The sequence below is a fragment of the Altererythrobacter sp. B11 genome, from assembly GCF_003569745.1.
In the GTDB taxonomy this organism is placed as follows: domain Bacteria; phylum Pseudomonadota; class Alphaproteobacteria; order Sphingomonadales; family Sphingomonadaceae; genus Croceibacterium_C.
Genome location: NZ_AP018498.1, coordinates 1,254,202 through 1,270,155, shown reverse-complemented (window position 1 = coordinate 1,270,155; position 15,954 = coordinate 1,254,202). Strand labels below are relative to the sequence as shown.

At 65.1% G+C, this 15,954-nt stretch carries 18 protein-coding genes and 2 tRNA genes; 10 read left to right on the top strand and 10 right to left on the bottom strand.

Features of this window, described 5'->3' with window-relative positions; translation table 11 throughout:
• Nucleotides 1–83 precede the first annotated feature (83 nt).
• The 3 genes from clpS to AEB_RS06040 all read right to left on the bottom strand — a co-directional run bounded on the left by clpS (nucleotide 84) and on the right by AEB_RS06040 (nucleotide 3,565).
• Entirely contained in the window at nucleotides 84–482 is a 399-nt protein-coding gene (gene clpS, locus AEB_RS06050; RefSeq protein ID WP_231958935.1) for an ATP-dependent Clp protease adapter ClpS, read from the bottom strand.
• A 194-nt stretch (nucleotides 483–676) separates the two neighbouring features.
• Complete coding sequence (locus tag AEB_RS06045) at nucleotides 677–1,561, bottom strand: phasin family protein (protein WP_119082374.1); 885 nt, start codon at nucleotides 1,559–1,561, stop codon at nucleotides 677–679.
• Nucleotides 1,562–1,690: 129 nt separating this feature from the next.
• Nucleotides 1,691–3,565 carry a PHA/PHB synthase family protein gene (locus tag AEB_RS06040; RefSeq protein WP_172593015.1) on the bottom strand — a complete coding sequence of 625 codons (1,875 nt, stop codon included), beginning with the start codon at nucleotides 3,563–3,565 and terminating at the stop codon, nucleotides 1,691–1,693.
• 139 nt (nucleotides 3,566–3,704) lie between these two features.
• Between AEB_RS06040 and AEB_RS06035 the strand changes: the two genes are divergently transcribed.
• From AEB_RS06035 to AEB_RS06025, 3 genes are all read left to right on the top strand, one after another.
• Complete coding sequence (locus AEB_RS06035; protein WP_119084488.1) at nucleotides 3,705–4,904, top strand: LL-diaminopimelate aminotransferase; 1,200 nt, start codon at nucleotides 3,705–3,707, stop codon at nucleotides 4,902–4,904.
• Nucleotides 4,905–5,141: 237 nt separating this feature from the next.
• Nucleotides 5,142–6,596, top strand: coding sequence for an MFS transporter (locus AEB_RS06030; protein WP_119082372.1), 1,455 nt, complete (start codon nucleotides 5,142–5,144; stop codon nucleotides 6,594–6,596).
• A gap of 84 nt (nucleotides 6,597–6,680) precedes the next feature.
• Nucleotides 6,681–6,754, top strand: a tRNA-Cys gene (locus tag AEB_RS06025).
• A 175-nt stretch (nucleotides 6,755–6,929) separates the two neighbouring features.
• Here the strand turns inward: AEB_RS06025 and AEB_RS06020 are convergent.
• Entirely contained in the window at nucleotides 6,930–7,220 is a 291-nt protein-coding gene (locus AEB_RS06020; RefSeq protein WP_119082371.1) for a hypothetical protein, read from the bottom strand.
• 2 nt (nucleotides 7,221–7,222) lie between these two features.
• A complete protein-coding gene (locus tag AEB_RS06015; protein ID WP_119082370.1) occupies nucleotides 7,223–7,810 on the bottom strand; it encodes a hemerythrin domain-containing protein in 588 nt (195 codons plus the stop codon).
• Between the two features lie 226 nt (nucleotides 7,811–8,036).
• Here AEB_RS06015 and AEB_RS06010 point away from each other — a divergent pair, with 226 nt between their 5' ends.
• From AEB_RS06010 to AEB_RS05995, 4 genes are all read left to right on the top strand, one after another.
• Entirely contained in the window at nucleotides 8,037–8,534 is a 498-nt protein-coding gene (locus AEB_RS06010; RefSeq protein WP_119082369.1) for a hemerythrin domain-containing protein, read from the top strand.
• Nucleotides 8,535–8,554: 20 nt separating this feature from the next.
• On the top strand, nucleotides 8,555–9,451 hold the full coding sequence (locus AEB_RS06005) for a TIGR02587 family membrane protein (protein ID WP_197714475.1): 897 nt from the start codon (nucleotides 8,555–8,557) through the stop codon (nucleotides 9,449–9,451).
• Between the two features lie 8 nt (nucleotides 9,452–9,459).
• Nucleotides 9,460–9,864 carry a TIGR02588 family protein gene (locus tag AEB_RS06000; protein WP_119082367.1) on the top strand — a complete coding sequence of 135 codons (405 nt, stop codon included), beginning with the start codon at nucleotides 9,460–9,462 and terminating at the stop codon, nucleotides 9,862–9,864.
• Nucleotides 9,865–9,923: 59 nt separating this feature from the next.
• Nucleotides 9,924–9,999: transfer RNA gene (locus tag AEB_RS05995), tRNA-Thr, on the top strand.
• Between the two features lie 212 nt (nucleotides 10,000–10,211).
• Here AEB_RS05995 and AEB_RS05990 read toward each other — a convergent pair.
• A complete protein-coding gene (locus AEB_RS05990; RefSeq protein ID WP_119082366.1) occupies nucleotides 10,212–11,270 on the bottom strand; it encodes a class I SAM-dependent methyltransferase in 1,059 nt (352 codons plus the stop codon).
• Nucleotides 11,271–11,514: 244 nt separating this feature from the next.
• Here AEB_RS05990 and AEB_RS05985 point away from each other — a divergent pair, with 244 nt between their 5' ends.
• The gene (locus AEB_RS05985) at nucleotides 11,515–12,465 is read left to right on the top strand and encodes an AraC family transcriptional regulator (RefSeq protein WP_119082365.1); all 951 of its coding nucleotides are present in this window, start codon (nucleotides 11,515–11,517) and stop codon (nucleotides 12,463–12,465) included.
• A gap of 207 nt (nucleotides 12,466–12,672) precedes the next feature.
• Here the strand turns inward: AEB_RS05985 and AEB_RS05980 are convergent, their stop codons facing one another.
• Nucleotides 12,673–13,125 carry a hypothetical protein gene (locus tag AEB_RS05980; protein ID WP_119082364.1) on the bottom strand — a complete coding sequence of 151 codons (453 nt, stop codon included), beginning with the start codon at nucleotides 13,123–13,125 and terminating at the stop codon, nucleotides 12,673–12,675.
• Nucleotides 13,126–13,241: 116 nt separating this feature from the next.
• Here AEB_RS05980 and AEB_RS05975 point away from each other — a divergent pair, with 116 nt between their 5' ends.
• Nucleotides 13,242–13,670 (top strand): MarR family winged helix-turn-helix transcriptional regulator, encoded by a 429-nt coding sequence (locus tag AEB_RS05975; protein ID WP_197714474.1) that lies wholly within the window; start codon nucleotides 13,242–13,244, stop codon nucleotides 13,668–13,670.
• A gap of 137 nt (nucleotides 13,671–13,807) precedes the next feature.
• Entirely contained in the window at nucleotides 13,808–14,110 is a 303-nt protein-coding gene (locus AEB_RS05970) for an alkylphosphonate utilization protein (protein ID WP_119082362.1), read from the top strand.
• 106 nt (nucleotides 14,111–14,216) lie between these two features.
• On the opposite strand, the gene AEB_RS05965 is transcribed toward AEB_RS05970, so the two are convergent.
• From AEB_RS05965 to AEB_RS05955, 3 genes are all read right to left on the bottom strand, one after another.
• Nucleotides 14,217–14,834, bottom strand: coding sequence for an SCO family protein (locus tag AEB_RS05965; RefSeq protein ID WP_119082361.1), 618 nt, complete (start codon nucleotides 14,832–14,834; stop codon nucleotides 14,217–14,219).
• Nucleotides 14,827–15,390 carry a copper chaperone PCu(A)C gene (locus AEB_RS05960; RefSeq protein ID WP_231958934.1) on the bottom strand — a complete coding sequence of 188 codons (564 nt, stop codon included), beginning with the start codon at nucleotides 15,388–15,390 and terminating at the stop codon, nucleotides 14,827–14,829. The genes AEB_RS05965 and AEB_RS05960 overlap by 8 nt, the downstream gene beginning before the upstream one ends.
• 61 nt (nucleotides 15,391–15,451) lie before the next feature.
• Nucleotides 15,452–15,856: a hypothetical protein gene (locus AEB_RS05955; RefSeq protein ID WP_119082360.1), complete on the bottom strand. Its 405-nt coding sequence runs from the start codon at nucleotides 15,854–15,856 to the stop codon at nucleotides 15,452–15,454.
• Nucleotides 15,857–15,954 lie beyond the last annotated feature (98 nt).

Below are 15,954 nucleotides of genomic sequence, written 5' to 3'. Positions count from 1 at the left end.
GCAGGTCGTGCGGCGCTATAGCCCGGACCCGGTGGAAGGTCATGCCCCCCGGTTCAACAATCGGCAGGGGGAGCCGGGCACGGTCACGCCTTTTCCAGCGTGCATTGGAGCGGGTGCTGGTTTTCGCGGGCGAAATCCATCACCTGGTTCACCTTGGTTTCGGCCACTTCATAGGGGAAGATGCCGCACACGCCGACGCCGCGCTGATGCACATGGAGCATCACGCGGGTGGCCTGTTCCAGGTCCATGCGGAAGAAGCGCTTGAGCACGACGACGACGAACTCCATCGGCGTGTAGTCGTCGTTCAGCATCAAGACCTTGTACTGGCTCGGCTTCTTCGGCTTGGCGCGGGTGCGCGTGGCGAGGCCGACCTGGCTTCCGCCACCGGCGTTGCCGCCTTCGTCATCCTCGCCCGCACTGCGCACCGCGACGGCACGGGGGGCGTGCGCCTCTCCGGGCAGGGTGGCGGGAATCTGCTGCATGGTCGCGTAAATATCGTATCGAGCGGCGAGGCTGCAAGATGCAGCCTGCGATATTCGGCCCGGAAAGCCGCGCCCTGCCGTCTGACAGGGTTCGAAAGGGACCGTAAAACAATCGGGCCGGGCGGCATGAAACCGCCCGGCCCGTCCGTTCCGCGGGGGAGGAGAGGAGCTCCCGCGGATGAAGTGCGCAGGTCTCAGGCGACCTTCGACATCTTTTCGGCAGCCATGTTCATGCGGCCGGACAGCGGCGCGAAGGCATCGTTGGCGAGCTTCATCATCGCTTCGGTGTTCTTCGAGCTGGTGGCGACCAGCGCATCGAAATTGCGGCGCATGATCTTGCCCTGCAGCTGGAACAGCTCGGTCGGGCTCTTCACCGCGGCCATTTCCTTCATGTCGGCGGTCATCGTCTCGTAAGCCGCCTTGGCTTCCTCGACGACGGTCTTGCTCATGTCCTGCATGCCGCCGGCGAAGATCTTGCTGCTCTCCACGAGGGCTTCGACATTGCCCTTCGCGAATTCGCTGGCTTCGCCCATCGCTTCGGAGCTCTTCTCATAGGCTTCCTTGGCCTTGGACTGCATTTCGCTCAGCATGCTGCTGTAATCGGGCGTGGTCATGTTGGGGGTCATGTTGGGGGCGGTGGCCATGATCTTGTCCTTCAATTCGCTGACGGTCGGTTCGTCGCTGCGGGTGGGTTCTGGGGTTTCTGTCTTCACGGCATCTGGCTTCACGGGGGGAGCGGGCACGGGCGCCGGTGCGGCGGCCACGGGCTTGCTCTCCAGCTTCGGCGCCGGAGCGGCGGTGACCGCGGGCGGCGCCGGGACCGGCTTGGGCGCGGGCGCGGAAGCGACCGGTGCCGGCTTCTGCGGCGCGGGCACCTTTGGCTTCGGCTGGGCCTTGGCCTTCACGGGCGCCTTTACCGGAACATTTGGCTTGGGCGCGGCCTTGGCACCGCCTGCCTTCTTCGGCGCGGCGGCAGACTTGCCCTTCGCGCCGCCTTCGGCAGCCGGCTTCAATCCCGAAGCCGCTGCGGCATAGGCTTTCTCGGCACTGTCGTCCGGTTTCTTCGGAGAATCGGCCATGTCGTCCTCGCTTCAACTGCGTTCGGCGCGGCAGCACAGATACCGTGCTTGCTGCACCGCACAAAATAGGCGCGAGCTTGCCGTTGTCAAGTGACTTTTGTGCAGTGCACCATAAGTGTCACGCGATCGTCAGCGCATCGCCACATAGCGGCCCGGCGCATCCTCGATCACGCGGTCTCCCCGCCCGCCGGGACGGCGCTTGCCGCGCGCGGGCACGCGCTTGCCGCCGTGGCCGGCGATCCACGCGATCCAGTCGTTCCACCAGCTGCCGGGATGCTCCTCCGCCCCTTCCAGAAAGGCGGCGATGCTGGGCGCGTCAGAGCTGCCGGTCCAGTATTGGTATTTGCCTGCCGCCGGCGGATTGACCACTCCGGCGATGTGACCGCTGCCAGCCAGCACGAAGCGTCCAGGTCCAGACAAATGGGAGAGCATGCGCAGCACACTCTCTGGCGGAGCGATGTGATCCTCCCGCCCGGCCTGCACATAGACCGGCGTCTTCACCAGCCCGAGGTCGATGCGCGTGCCGTCCGCCTCCAGCGCATCGGGCTGGACCAGCAGATTGTCGCGATAGAGGTCGCGCAGATAGGCTTCGTGCCACAGCGCCGGCAGATTGGTGACGTCGCCGTTCCAGTGCAGCAGGTCGAAGGCGGGATAATCCTCCCCCAGCAGGTAGTGATTGACCACGTAGTTCCAGATGAGGTCCGTCCCGCGCAGCAGGTTGAAGGTCGCCGCCATATAGCGCCCGTCGAGGAAGCCGCCCTTGCTGGCCTGCCGGATCAGGTCCATCTGCCGATCGTCCACGAACAGCTTCAGCTCGCCCGCCTGTTCGAAATCGACCTGCGCGGTGAGGAAGGTGGCGCTCGCCACCCGGTCCCCCTGCCCGCGTCGAGCCAGCACCGCCAGCGTGGCCGCCAGCGTCGTGCCGGCGACGCAATAGCCCACAGTATGGACGGAGGGCACGCCCAGCCGGCGGCGCACCACTTCGATCGCTTCGATCTGGGCGCGGATGTAGTGATCCCAGGTAACATGGGCGAGGCTTTCGTCGGCCGAACGCCAAGAGACCATGAACACGGTGAGCCCCTGTTCCACCGCCCATTTGACGAAGCTCTTCTTCGGATTGAGATCGAGGATGTAGAAGCGGTTGATCCACGGCGGGAAGATCAGCAGCGGGGTTTCCAGCACCTCCTCCGTCGCCGGCGAATACTGGATCAGCTGGAACAGCTCCGTCTCATGCACCACTTTGCCGGGGGTGGAGGCGATGTTCTCCCCCAGGCGGAACACGGTCGAATCGGTGTGGGTCAGCTGCCCCTTCTCAAGGTCCGCCGCCAGCCGCTCCATCCCCCGGGCAAGGTTCTCGCCCTGCGTTTCCAGCGTGCGCTCCAGCACCAGCGGGTTCATCATCGGAAAGTTCGCCGGGCTCACCGCATCCAGCACGCTGCGCGTGGCGAAACGCAGCTGCTCGCGCTCCTGCTCGTCCAGCCCGTCCACCTCGTCCACCGCTTCGGCGATGCGCTGCGCCAGCAGCAGATAGGTCTGGTGGATCAGCGCGAACACCGGCCGCTCGCGCCATTCAGGGGCGGCGAACCGCTTGTCGCTGCGCGGCAGCGCCGGCGCCCCGGCCGAATCCCCTTCGCCCGGCTCGTATTGCGCGAGGATGTTCTCCCACAATTGCAGGCCTTCCTCGAAGATGCGGCGCTGGCGATCGGGATCGAGCAGGGGCATCTGCCGATAGAGGCCCTGCATCACCGTCATCCACTCCGCCGGATCGACGAACAGCGGCAGGCGGATGTGCGAGGTGCGCTGCTCCGCGTGGAAATCCTCCCACATCTTCTGGATGCGCATCGCCGCTTCGCCCCATTCGGTGATCGTGCGATCCTCCGGCAGGGCTTGCGCCGCTTCCGGCAGGAAGGTGCCGAGCACCTGCCGGGCAGCCTCTCCCTGGATGCGCAGCATCTCGGTGAAAATGTCGGCAGCGCCGGCGGCGGACTCATCTTTTGCAGCCATCGCCTTTATCATAGGCAAGAATATTACATTTGGGAGGGGGCTGGTAAGCAACACGCAATTGCACCGCGCCGCCTATTCCGCCACAATCGCCTCCGTCCCGCCGCAATCCTGCGCGCGGGCTTTGGATATTGCAGAGGTCATGGAAACCGAATTCTACCGCATCAAGCGACTGCCGCCCTATGTCATCGCCGAAGTCAATGCGATGCGAGCCGCGGCACGCCAGGCGGGTCGGGACATCATCGATCTCGGCATGGGCAATCCGGACCTGCCGCCCCCGCAGCATGTGATCGACAAGCTGTGCGAGGTGGCGCAGAATCCGGATGCGCATGGCTACAGCCAGTCCAAGGGCATCCCTGGCCTGCGCCGGGCCCAGGCGAATTACTACCAGCGCCGCTTCGGAGTGGAGCTGGACCCCGAAAGCGAAGTGGTGGTGACGCTGGGCTCCAAGGAAGGGCTCGCCAGCCTGGCCACGGCGATCACCGCGCCGGGCGATACGATCCTGGCGCCCAATCCCAGCTATCCCATCCATATGTTCGGCTTCATCATCGCCGGCGCGACGATCCGCGCCGTGCCCACCACGCCGGATGATCGCTATTGGGAATCGCTGGAGAAGGCGATGCGCTTCACCACGCCGCGCCCCACGGTGCTGGTGGTGAACTATCCGTCCAACCCCACCGCCGAAGTGGTCGATCTGGCCTTTTACCAGAAGCTGGTGGACTGGGCGAAGGAGAACAAGGTCTGGGTGCTGTCCGACCTTGCCTATTCGGAACTCTATTACAACGGCCAGCCCACCCCCTCCATCCTGCAGGCCAAGGGGGCGAAGGATGTGGCGGTGGAATTCACCAGCCTGTCCAAGACCTTCTCCATGGCCGGGTGGCGCATCGGCTTTGCCGTGGGCAACCAGACGCTGATCGCCGCGCTGACCCGCGTGAAGAGCTATATCGATTATGGCGCCTTCACCCCGATCCAGGCCGCCGCCGTGGCCGCACTGAACGGGCCGCAGGACATCGTGGAGAAGAACCGCCAGTTGTATCACAAGCGGCGCGACGTGATGGTGGAAGCCTTCGCCCGCGCCGGGTGGGACATTCCGCCGCCGCCCGCATCCATGTTCGCCTGGGCGCCACTGCCCCCGGCGCTGCGGGAGATGGGCAGCCTGGAATTCTCCAAGCAATTGCTGACCCATGCCGAAGTCGCCGTGGCGCCGGGCGTTGGCTATGGCGAGGATGGCGAAGGCTATGTGCGCATCGCCATGGTGGAGAACGAACAGCGGCTGCGCCAGGCCGCGCGCAATGTGAAGCGCTACCTCCAGAGCATGGGCGTCAACAGCTCCGCCGCCTAACGGCGCTCGGGTGGGTGTTCGCCTCCGCGGGCGGCACCCACCTGTGGGCGTGCACTCGCCCGGCAAAGCGGGCGAAAGGCGCGATATTCTGCGCCCCCGCGGCATCATCCCTATTTACGCGACTCTTCCTTCTGGCATACCCGCAGGGTGAGGAAACGGATGCCGGAGTTATAGCTGGCGCCGGCAGGCATGGGCCGATAAGCTTAGCCTGCTAATAAAAATGGGGAGAGAACGGCTATGGCGGGGGCGCAATCCACGCTCGATGTTGCGAAATTCCTGCAGCAGCTGGAATTCACGCCGTTCCACCGGCGCATCCTGATCCTCTCCTGCCTCGTCACCTTTTTCGACGGGCTGGATTTCTCCCTGATCTCCTACACGCTGCCCTACATCCGGGACGAGATGCATCTGTCCGATGCGATGATGGGCAATGTCAGCTCGGCCGCGTTCCTGGGCCAGATGATCGGTTCGCTGGTCGGCTCCTACATCGCCGATGTCCTGGGCCGGCGGCCGGTGATCCTGGCTTGCACGGCGCTGAGCGCGCTGTTCACCTTCATCACCGGCTTCGCGCAGACGCCCGAAACGCTGATGGTGCTGCGCTTTCTGGGCGGTCTGACGATCGGCGGCCTGCTGGCCCCTGCATGGGCGCTCAACATCGAAGCCATGCCGGCGGGAAAGCGCGCCACGGCGGTGACGGTGATCATGCTGGGCTTCAGCGCAGGCGCATCGGCGGCGGGGCCGATCACCAATATCTTCGCCCCGGCGGCAGGCCTCTATGGCCAGCACCTTTCCGCGCTTTCGATCCTGCCGGCGCCGGGCTGGCATCTGGTGTTCTTCATCTGCGGCGCCCTCACCGTCGCACTGGCGCTGGTGCTGCAGTTCACCCTGCCCGAATCGGCCCGCTGGATGGTCGCCAAGTCGCGGCCGCGTGCGCTGATCATGCCATTGCTCAGCCGCTTCGATCCGGGCGTGGACCTCAGCCGCTATGAACACTTCCACCTGTCGGACGAGCGCCGTTCGGGCGCGTCGGATTCGCCGCTCAGCAAGTTCGGCGAATTGTTCAAGGGCTGGCTGGCCTTCATCACGCCGCTGATCTGGCTGGCCTATTTCTGCTCCTCCTTCGCGATCTATCTCAAGACCAGCTTCGGCGTGCTGTTCCTGGAGAAGCTGGGCATATCCGTGCAGAACGCGACCTGGATCAGTTCCTTCGGCGGGCTGGTGGGTGCGGTGGCCGGCGTATTCCTGCTGATGCTGACGGAAAAGCGCGGGCCGGCGGGCATTGCGCTGGCGCCCCTGCTAGCCATCCCCTTCCTGCTGCTGGTCGGCTTTGGCATCATCCTCGACGGCGCGCTGTTCGTGCCGGTGATCTTCATCGGCACCATCCTCGTCGGCGCGGGCCATGCCGGGGTGATCTCGATCACCAGCGTCTATTACCCCAGCGGCGTGCGCTCCACCGGCGGTGGCTGGGCCAGCTTCATGGCCAAGTTCGCCGCCGTCGCCGCGCCGCTGATCGGGTCGCGGCTCTTCCTGGCGGACCGGCAGGCGGTGCTGGATGGCTATCTGTTCTCGGCGGCCTGCCTGCTGGGAATCATCGTCTGCCTGCTGGCGCTGGCGCAGTTCGCGCGCCGCCTGCATGCCGGCCGGGAGCAGACTCTCCTCACCGAGCCGGAGGCGGAAGCCGCCAGCGCCGCCTGAACGGGGCGGCGCTGCGACAGCGGCGGCAAGCGTGGACGAAGCCCGTTGCGCCGCCCGCCCGCTTTCGCTAGAGCCCCCCGCTCCGGCCCGATGGCGGAGTGGTTACGCAGAGGACTGCAAATCCTTGCACGCCGGTTCGATTCCGGCTCGGGCCTCCACTCTCTTTCCTCATTTGATGCCACCTCGCGCGCGTGCTTCGACAGGCTCAGCACGAGCGGAGCGGGGAAGGCGTGGCCGGCAACGCAAGCCGTTCAATCCGGGCCTGCGCGGGCATACCACACCCGCTCATGCTGAGCCTGTCGAAGCATGCGTGCCAACCCGCTACCCGCAGGCTCAACCCTTCTCCGTCCCGGCGTTCTTATTGCCGCCCGGCCGCACCTCCTGATCGCCCAGCTGGCCGCCGCCGTGATAGCCGATGGTCGATTGCCCGCCATGGCTGAGCGCACCCTGGGCGAAGGCAGTGCCCTTGCCGCTGGAGGAACCGGTGCGCGAACCCGGATGCGGCGCACCGGCGTCGGAACCGCCGGTGCCGCCCCACTCTGCCTGGCTGTTCACGCCATCGGGTGCGCCCTTGAGTCCGTCCTTCGGCATGGACTGGGTGGCGTTCTTTGCCTCCTCTGCCATGATCAGGCCCCTACCGGCATGGTCAGCTGCGAGCCCTGCGCCTCGTCCCGCGCCGCGCCCTTGCCGCAATAGCGATCGTATTCCTCCACATACCGCCGCGTCATCCGCGCCTTCTCGTCGGCGGGAAGCGTGTGGACGAGGTCGGGCAGCCAGCTATCCTCTTCCTGATACATATGCTGCTGCAGAGCGCTGCGGATATGCTCCAGCTTCTCGCGCCATTCCTGGCTCATCGGGTCCATCTTCTCCAGCTTGGCCATCTGGACCTTGGTCATAGCATGCTCTTCATAGCCCATGCCGGCATGGGTCTTGCCGCTGAATTCGGAGACGTCAGGATAAATAACCGCTTCTTCTGCCGTTGCATGGCCGGTGAGAACGCGTTCCAGTTCCCTTACGGCCTGGAACCGCGGCTCGGCCCCGGTGGCGCCCAGCGCCTCGTCCACCAAGGCCTCGATCTGCTTGTGGTGGCGCAGGATCAGCGCCAGCCATTCCTCTGATTGCGCAAGCTGTTCTGCCTTCCGGCGGGCTTCGGCACGGGTCTCGTCGGACGCGGCGGGGGTAATGGCGGCGGCCAGTCTATCAAGGAAGGACATGGGAAGCTCTCCTGTTTGCTTATGGCAAAACAGCGCGCCGGGGGCTGCTCCTGTTCCGGAGGCGCAAGTCCCCCGCCGCATCCCAGCACCGTTTCGGCTCAGGAGTTTGCCGGAAAACTCACGTACTTGCGCCGCCGCCGCCAAAAACACACGCCACAGGAACCCGGCGCCCCCCGTGCGGGTTGATCGGCAAGTCCCCAAGCTCAGTTTCACCACGGAGAAACCGATGGCCACCCAGACCGATACCGACGCCACCCACATCCTTACCCAGGACCACCGTCTGGTGGAGGATCTGTTCGACAAGTTCGAGAAAGCGAGCGGCAGCGAACAGAAGGCCAAGCTCGCCCAGCAGATCTGCAACGAACTGAAGATCCACACGATGATCGAGGAAGAAATTTTCTATCCCGCGCTGCGTGGCAAGATCGACGACGACCTGATCGACGAAGCCTGCGTGGAGCATGACGGGGCGAAGTTCCTCGTCAACGAGATCGCCGACGCCAGCCCCGACGAAGACTTCTACGACGCGAAGGTGAAGGTCCTGAAAGAGGAGATCACGCACCACGTGAAGGAGGAAGAGAAGGAGCGGGACAACATGTTCCAGCAAGCCCGCGCCGCCGATGTCGATCTCAACGCGCTTGGCGAAAAGATGCTGGCCCGCAAGGCAGAGCTGATGAAGCAGGCCGAAGCGGGCGGGCTCGGCAAGGCCGAGATGCGCACGATGTAACGGCTGCGCAGGGCTGACGCGTGTCTTCTGCCCGGCCCTGCGCCCCCTCCCCGACCGCCGACTTCACCAGCCCCGAAATGGCCGCGAGCCAGCAACAATCCCGCTCTCAGGACCGCGAATATCTGCGCGGCCTTGCGCGCGCCTTTGCCGGTGCCATCCTGTTCAGCCTACCCCTGCTGATGACGATGGAGATGTGGTGGCTCGGCTTCTATCTCGACCGCTGGAAGCTCGCGCAGTTCATCCTCGTGAACTTCGCCGTGTTGGTTGGCCTGTCGCGCGTCGCCGGCTTCGAGGAAACCCGCAACTGGCGGGAGGACGTGCATGACGCCTTGGCCGCCTTTGCCGTCGGCGCTCTTGCCTCGGCTGCAGTGCTTGCGCTCTTCGCGCTCATCGCACCCGGCATGTCCACGGACGAGATACTCGGCAAGATCGCCATCCAGGCCGTACCGGCGAGCTTCGGGGCGATGATCGCGAACAAGCAGCTGAGCGGCAGCGGCAATGATGATCAGGACCGCGCCCGCCCAGGCCCGAGCTACGCGGGCGAACTGTTCCTGATGACCGCGGGCGCGCTGTTCCTTTCCTTCAACGTCGCGCCCACGGAAGAGATGGTGCTGATCGCCTATCGGATGAGCGCCTGGCATGGCGTAGTGCTGGTGATCGTCTCCATCCTGCTGATCCATGCCTTCGTCTACGGCCTGGGCTTTGCCGGTCAGCCCGACGTGGGGGATGCCCGCACCGTGCCGCTGTTCGTGCGCTTCAGCATCGCCGGATACGCCATCGCCGTGCTGGTGAGCCTCTATGTGCTGTGGACCTTCGGCCGCACGGTCGGCAGTTCGCCCGCCGAGATCGCGATGATGACGGCGGTGCTCGCCTTTCCCTCCACCATCGGCGCCGCCGTAGCGCGGCTGGTGGTCTGACGGGCCACATGGCAAACCGGCGCCCCCATCCGCCCACCGGGGATTCACTGCTGCAAAAGCTTGCGGCGGCAGCTGGCCTCGCCATCTCGGCCGCTTTGCTGGGTTTCATCACCTGGACCGCGCTGACTGCCGCCGACGCAGGCCCGCCGGAGATCAGCGTGGTGGCGGAGCGAACCGTCCGGGGTGCTGACGGCTATGTGGTGGAATTCGTCGCCCGCAACGCCTCCCCCCACACGGCCGCCGACGTGCAGATCGAAGGGCAGCTGGAACAAGGAGGGCAGGTGATCGAGACCAGCCAGTCGAGCCTTGCCTACGTCCCCGGCGGATCGGAACGACGCGGGGGCCTGATCTTCACGCAGGATCCCGCCGGTGGCAAGCTGCAGCTCCGCGCGACGGGCTTCGAAGAGCCCTAGCCAAATCTGCATTCACCCATTGCAGCCCGCGCCCAAGCGATCTAAGGGCGCCAGCCAGTGCCGCTTTAGCTCAGTTGGTAGAGCACATCATTCGTAATGATGGGGTCAGGTGTTCGAGTCACCTAAGCGGCACCATCCTTTCATAAGACGACGCCGATTAGTGCAGCCGAAGCGCTTTTGCGCTGGGACCCGGCTTGGGTCCGGTTTGGGTAACTTCGTCGGACAATCGCTGAGCCCAAGTAACGTCGCCCCACAATCCGGCTTTCGAGTTGTTTGGCCTTGGGACGCGCGCCGATAACGGGCGCGCGTCCTAGGAGTCGCTTCGACCGCTTCGGGACTTTGAGTGGTCAGGCCCTGGCCTCGATGACGAGATTGAAGGGGGTCTCCAGCGCGATCGAGACCGAGCCGAAACCAGCCTCCTCAAGGACGCCACGCAGTGCCGAGAAACCGGCTTGCGCGCCCAGTACGTGCGAGCCAGCTTCTGATATCGCATGCGCGCAGCATACTGCGGTAGAGGCGGCGTAAAAGGTCCTCGCCACAGCACCGACATTATCCTCGAGGCGGTCGCGCGCGTATGGCTCAACCAGCAGCACAGAGCCGCCCAGTCGCAGCGCCCGCCGGGCCGCGAGGGCGGTCTCCACTGGGAAACCCATATCGTGCAGGCAGTCGAAGAAGCAGATGAGGTCGTAGCTCTGGGCGGGCAGTTCCCGCGCATCCCTCGCTACGAACGAAACGCGCTCTGCAAGCCCGCGCTCCTCCACGAGCTGGCGCGCCACCGCGATCGAACCTAGATCTGCGTCGATCCCGATAAAGCGGCTGTCTGGAAAGGCCTCTGCCATCAGAAGCGTCGAATGGCCGTGCCCGCAGCCGATGTCAGCGACATGGCAGCCCTCCTCGAGCCGCTCAACGACGCCTGACAAGGCGGGAAGCCAATCCTGCACCAGGCTGGCGGCATAGCCGTTGCGGTAAAAGGCAGCCGAGCCGCAAATCATGCGCTTGTCCTGCTCTCCCCAAGCCACGCCCCGTCCGGTGCGAAAGGCTTCGAGTGTGCGCTCCTCGCCCGCCCACAGCGCGGCGACGCATTGCCAGGCGGGAGCAAGGTAAGTCGAACTGGAGGGGTCGGCGAAGATTGCCGCCTGCTCTGGCGTCAAACGACAGGTTCCGCCCTCCGGGTCATACGCGACGCAACCTCCTGCCACTTGGCTTGCAAGCCATTCTTGGATGTAGCGTGTCGCGCAGCCGCTGCGCTCCGCGATGGCTTCGCAGCCGAGCGGCCCGGCCTCGGCCATCAAGCGATACAGGCCGAGCCGGTGGCCGATCGAGATCATCACTCCGCCGTAGTTGGCGGAGAGTTCTTCGAACATGCGGCCGAACAGGGACTGCAAAGTGGCTTCGTGCACGCTCATGCGACGCCTCCCATGATGACGAGGAGTGAGGCCAGCATCAGTGTGGTCGAAGCGAGCGCGCCGAGCAACGCGTTCATCGAACGTAACATAGGAAAATTGGGGATGGGCAACATCGGTCTTCTCCGTCCAAACGCGGCCTTGGGGACGCCCCGGCCGATGCCGCCCGTCTAGGCAGCGCACGTTGAGCAGTGTATTGTCTGGCTGCCGGAAAACTTGACCCGGATGCAGGATCGAAAGGCCTGCCGTGACGAGCATCGTTCAGGACATGCTGACTTCGCACCGCCTCGTCGGCGGAATCGTTTACGACGCGGTTATGCGCGGGCCATGGTCGATCATCTCGCGCTTCGAACCGGAGCACTGCCGGCCGATCTTCCCCGTACCTGAACGAATCGTCGCCTATCACTATGTCCGTCGTGGTAAGCTGACATGCGCGCTCCCCGGCACGCAGCCGATCGTTGCGGGGCCGGGCACCATGGTGCTGTTCCCAAGGAACGACGCGCATGTAATCTGTAGCGATATCACGGTCCCCCCCACGCCCGCGGAGGATGTCTTTACCTCGGACGGCAAGCACGGCCCCAATCAGGTAAGGGTCGGCGAAAAGGGTGACGAATGCGCGATCTTCTGTGGCTGGCTGGGTGTGTCGGACAGCGACGAAATGCTCCTCGGGGCTCTGCCAGCGATGCTAGTTGCCTCTTTAGAAAATGGCGGTAAGGGCGAATTTCTCGCCACCACGCTGCGTTATGCAGCCAAGGACCTCGGCGCCGATCCCGCTCTCGTCGCTCGGCTCTCCCAGCTATTTTTCGAAGAAGCGGTCCTGCGCTATCTGTCGAGCCTGCCCGAAGAGGATGGGCGCCGGATGACAGCCCTGCGAGATCCCGCAATCGGGCGGGCCTTGCGGCTTCTGCATCGGGAAGGCGAAGACGATCTCAGTCTCGACGCACTTGCGCGTGCAGCAGGGGTTTCACGCACCGTGCTCGCCGAGCGTTTTATCACCGCCTTCGGCGACCCGCCGATGCGTTATCGTACACGCTGGCGGATGCGCCGCGCTGCGAAACTGCTCCGTGAAGGGCGCGAGAGCATCCCCGAGATCGCCCACCGCATGGGCTACGGTTCGGAAGCTGCGTTTGCGCGCGCGTTCAAGAAGGCACATGCTCAGCCACCCGCCGCCTGGCGCAAGCGGCATGCGCCGGAGTGAGCGACTGCGACTTGGGCCGACGTGAGAGCATACCCCAATCAGCTCGTTGAAAGCTGCCCTTCGTTAATGAGCCAAAGAGATCAGCAGGTTCAAACATGGACTGCCACGCCGCCCGAACGCCGAGAGCGGGTGGTTTCGCGACGATCCAGATGGGAAAGGGCCGAGGAGGATCGAGGAGGTCTTTAGGCACGTAAGCCGAATTCACCGCTACGCGCTTGTCCTCCGGACTTTCAACCGCCCGGTCATTCTGAACCCGTCGCGCATGTTAAGGCAAAGGAGGATCAGGTTGGCCGCGCCTGCAGCCAGTTCGAGCGCCTGCACCCCGTAGAACGCCGTATCGAAATCCGCCGCTTTGGCCTTCGAGGCGAGGAACAGCGCGCATGGGATGAGCACCAGCAATCCATTGGCGGCGATGAACGGCATGCGCTTCAGTTTGGCGGCGACCAGTCCCACCTTCCGCCCCCCTGCCAGCGAAAAGCCCGTTCCGCCCGTAACGGCAAGAGCGGGCACGAGCAGCAGGAACCCCCACGGGATCGCCGTCTTGACGGCCACGATCGCTTCCTTCGAACCGACCACTTCGCTGAGCGCCGTCGAAAGCCAGAAGGTCGCAATCGTCAGCAGCGCGATTGCGCCCGCTATGGGATGAATCAGCTTTTTCATGGTCACGCGTCCTTAATTGCGATATTGGAACCATGAAGCATATTTGACATGATGATGTCAATATAAATGGAAGGTGTCATATGCCGCGCTCGAGCGGACAGTCGAAAGCAGAAGCGTTGACCGAACTGATCCTGACCATGTTCCGGACCAACAATGCCACACTCGCATGGGGCGACCGCATCGTGTCACCGCTCGGCCTCACGAGCGCCCGCTGGCAGATCCTCGGCGCGATCGTTCAGGCCGACCGACCTCAGCCGGTGGCCTGGCTGGCGCGCGATCTCGGGGCGAACCGGCAGAACGTGCAGCGGATCGTGAACGACCTTGAGAAAGAGGGACTAGTGTCGTTCGAGCTCAACCCGCATCACAAGCGGGCACAGCTTGTCGTGCTGACCCCCAAGGGGCAGCAGACCTACGAGGCCGCGATCAGCTTCTACGATCCGCTGGTACGGGAATTGGCGGAGGGACTGCCTGCCGAGGATATCCGGGCCGCACAACGCGTGCTGTCGGCACTACGGACGAGGCTCGAAACATCCGCCGGCGAATAATGCAGTTCCAGGGCCATTCGGTTGCGTAGCCACCGGCAGTTCGCCGGCTGACCGAGTCCGCGGTCGTCCGGCATGGTAATGGCTCGGCGCGCGGCCTATGGGGCCTGGCTTACAACGCGCACCGACAAGGAGACCGCATGTCCGACGACGATTATGTCTATGACGAGGAGAGCGGCGAGTGGATGCCGGCCTCCGAGCTGGCGGCAAAGCGCCAGCTTGCCGAGCAGGTGGAGGTGCGCGACGCAGTGGGCAATTTGCTGGCTGACGGGGATCAGGTAACGCTCATCAAGGATCTCGACGTCAAGGGCGCCGGCCAGACGCTGAAGCGCGGCACGCTCATCAAATCGATCCGCCTGACCGGGGACCCACAGGAGATCGACTGCCGGTACGAGGGCATTAAGGGCCTCGTGCTGCGCGCCGAGTTTGTCCGCAAGCGCTGAGCGCACGCCCGAAGCGTAACAGGGAAGGCCGACGGTCCACATCGACAAACCGCCGTGGCAGCAGGGCAGAGCGGCGCCGTGCCGCTCCAACCCCGCGCGGCCCGCTTCAGGCGATCAGGTTCCTGAGCTTGGCGAGCGCAGCCTCGTCGTCCTCCTGATAGTCGATCATGGATCGCAGCTTGCCCTTTGCGTCCATCAGATAGACGCCGGCCGAGTGGTCGATCGTGTAATCGTCCCCCTCCGGCACCTTCTGGTAATAGACGTGATAGGCCTTCACGATTTGCGCCAGCTGCCTCTCGCTGCCGGTAAGCCCGAGGATGGGCGTGGCGAAGAGATCGACATAGCGGCCCACATCCTCCGGCTTGTCATGTTCGGGATCGACGGAGACGAACACCAGCCGGAACTTCTCCCCATCGGGGCCGAGTTCCTGCCGCAGCCGGGCCATGCGCGCCAGCGTGGTGGGGCAGACGTCGGGGCAGCGGGTGAAGCCGAAGAAGATGGCATAGGGCTTGCCGGCGAGTGTCTTGTCGGTGACGGTCGACCCGTCCGAGGCCACCATTTCGAACGGCCCGCCGACGCTATCCCCGTAATCGGTCGCCTGCTCGGCGGCCGGGCGTGAGCCGGTGAACCACAGCGACAGGGCGATGCCGGCCACCAGGAATACCCCGGCCCACAGCACCAGCCGCAGCTTGCCGAGCCGGCTTTTGGCGCCTGCGTCAATCATGCTGCATCTCCATTCCCGCGTGATCCATGGCGGCGTCGGGGGCTTGGCTGGCTGAAGCCGTCGCTGTGCCGGGGCCGGTCGCGCCGATGGGGCCGACGGGCAGCTGGATCTCGACATCGCCCGCGCGCTCGAAATGCAGCGTCAGCGGGATGGGGCGGCCCTGCTCCAGCGGCTGGGTGAGGCCCGTCAGCATCAGGTGATAGCCGCCGGGCGCGAGCGTAACGGTGCCGCCGGCCGGGATCTCCAGCCCGCCATCCACCTGGCGCATCTTCATCACGCCCTGATCCATCGACATGGTGTGAAGCTGCACCTCCGTGACGACGGAGCTCTCGCCCGAAACCAGCCGGTCCGCGGCATTGCCGCTGTTGGTGATGGTCATGAAGGCGCCGCCGACCTCCTGCCCCGGCGCCGTCTCGCGCGACCAGGGGTCGGTGATCGTGATGTGGCTGGTTTCCTCGGTCGGCGTGCCATTGCAGCCGGCCAGCAGGGCCGCGCCGGCAAGCGCCAGCATGGCAGGCAGGGGGCGCGCAGCCGCGCGCAGGGGAATGCGATACATGGTGATCTCCGAAAAACATGCCGCGGGCGGTGCCGCCACGGAAAAAAGCTGCTGGGGTGACTCAGGCCCGGGTCGGGGGCCCGCGCAGCGGCGGGCGCAGGCGCGCCAGCCGCAGCAGCGCCGGCAGGGGGACAGGCGCGCTTTGCAACAGCAGTGCAAAGGAGAGGGACAGCACCAGCAACGGCAGCGCGGCGCCGCCGGCAGCAGCCTTGGCGAGGGCGGTAAAGTTGCAGGATCCCTGCTTGTGCGCCTGCCCCTTGCCGCCATCATCGCGAAGCGGAACGGCGATCCCGCGCAGATCCACCGTGCCGGTGCTGGCTGAACAGATGGTGATGGTGGCCACCCCACCGGCCGCCGGCGTAATCATGTAGCCGGCCGGAATCAGCAGCTTCAGCGCCAGCGCGACTGCCACCAGCAGGGCGGCCAGCCGGCCGTGCAGGAGTAAACAATTGCGCAGGCGCTGCATGGCCGTTGCAATAGGCGCTCACGCCGCGTGTGTCAGCAACCGAGTCAGGGGTTCCCCCGCCGCCGGCCGTCGGGGGGTGGGGACAGGGGCCGGCGGCA

What these genes read in the sequence shown, in the direction of transcription:
- AEB_RS06035 (WP_119084488.1), top strand. Translation starts at nt 3,705, where the DNA reads ATGGAAACCGAATTCTACCGCATCAAGCGACTGCCGCCCTATGTCATC.
- AEB_RS05990 (WP_119082366.1), bottom strand. Translation starts at nt 11,270, where the DNA reads ATGAGCGTGCACGAAGCCACTTTGCAGTCCCTGTTCGGCCGCATGTTC.
- AEB_RS05970 (WP_119082362.1), top strand. Translation starts at nt 13,808, where the DNA reads ATGTCCGACGACGATTATGTCTATGACGAGGAGAGCGGCGAGTGGATG.
- AEB_RS06010 (WP_119082369.1), top strand. Translation starts at nt 8,037, where the DNA reads ATGGCCACCCAGACCGATACCGACGCCACCCACATCCTTACCCAGGAC.
- clpS (WP_231958935.1), bottom strand. Translation starts at nt 482, where the DNA reads ATGCAGCAGATTCCCGCCACCCTGCCCGGAGAGGCGCACGCCCCCCGT.
- AEB_RS06020 (WP_119082371.1), bottom strand. Translation starts at nt 7,220, where the DNA reads ATGGCAGAGGAGGCAAAGAACGCCACCCAGTCCATGCCGAAGGACGGA.
- AEB_RS06045 (WP_119082374.1), bottom strand. Translation starts at nt 1,561, where the DNA reads ATGGCCGATTCTCCGAAGAAACCGGACGACAGTGCCGAGAAAGCCTAT.
- AEB_RS06030 (WP_119082372.1), top strand. Translation starts at nt 5,142, where the DNA reads ATGGCGGGGGCGCAATCCACGCTCGATGTTGCGAAATTCCTGCAGCAG.
- AEB_RS06040 (WP_172593015.1), bottom strand. Translation starts at nt 3,565, where the DNA reads ATGGCTGCAAAAGATGAGTCCGCCGCCGGCGCTGCCGACATTTTCACC.
- AEB_RS05960 (WP_231958934.1), bottom strand. Translation starts at nt 15,390, where the DNA reads ATGTATCGCATTCCCCTGCGCGCGGCTGCGCGCCCCCTGCCTGCCATG.
- AEB_RS05955 (WP_119082360.1), bottom strand. Translation starts at nt 15,856, where the DNA reads ATGCAGCGCCTGCGCAATTGTTTACTCCTGCACGGCCGGCTGGCCGCC.
- AEB_RS06000 (WP_119082367.1), top strand. Translation starts at nt 9,460, where the DNA reads ATGGCAAACCGGCGCCCCCATCCGCCCACCGGGGATTCACTGCTGCAA.
- AEB_RS05965 (WP_119082361.1), bottom strand. Translation starts at nt 14,834, where the DNA reads ATGATTGACGCAGGCGCCAAAAGCCGGCTCGGCAAGCTGCGGCTGGTG.
- AEB_RS05980 (WP_119082364.1), bottom strand. Translation starts at nt 13,125, where the DNA reads ATGAAAAAGCTGATTCATCCCATAGCGGGCGCAATCGCGCTGCTGACG.
- AEB_RS06015 (WP_119082370.1), bottom strand. Translation starts at nt 7,810, where the DNA reads ATGTCCTTCCTTGATAGACTGGCCGCCGCCATTACCCCCGCCGCGTCC.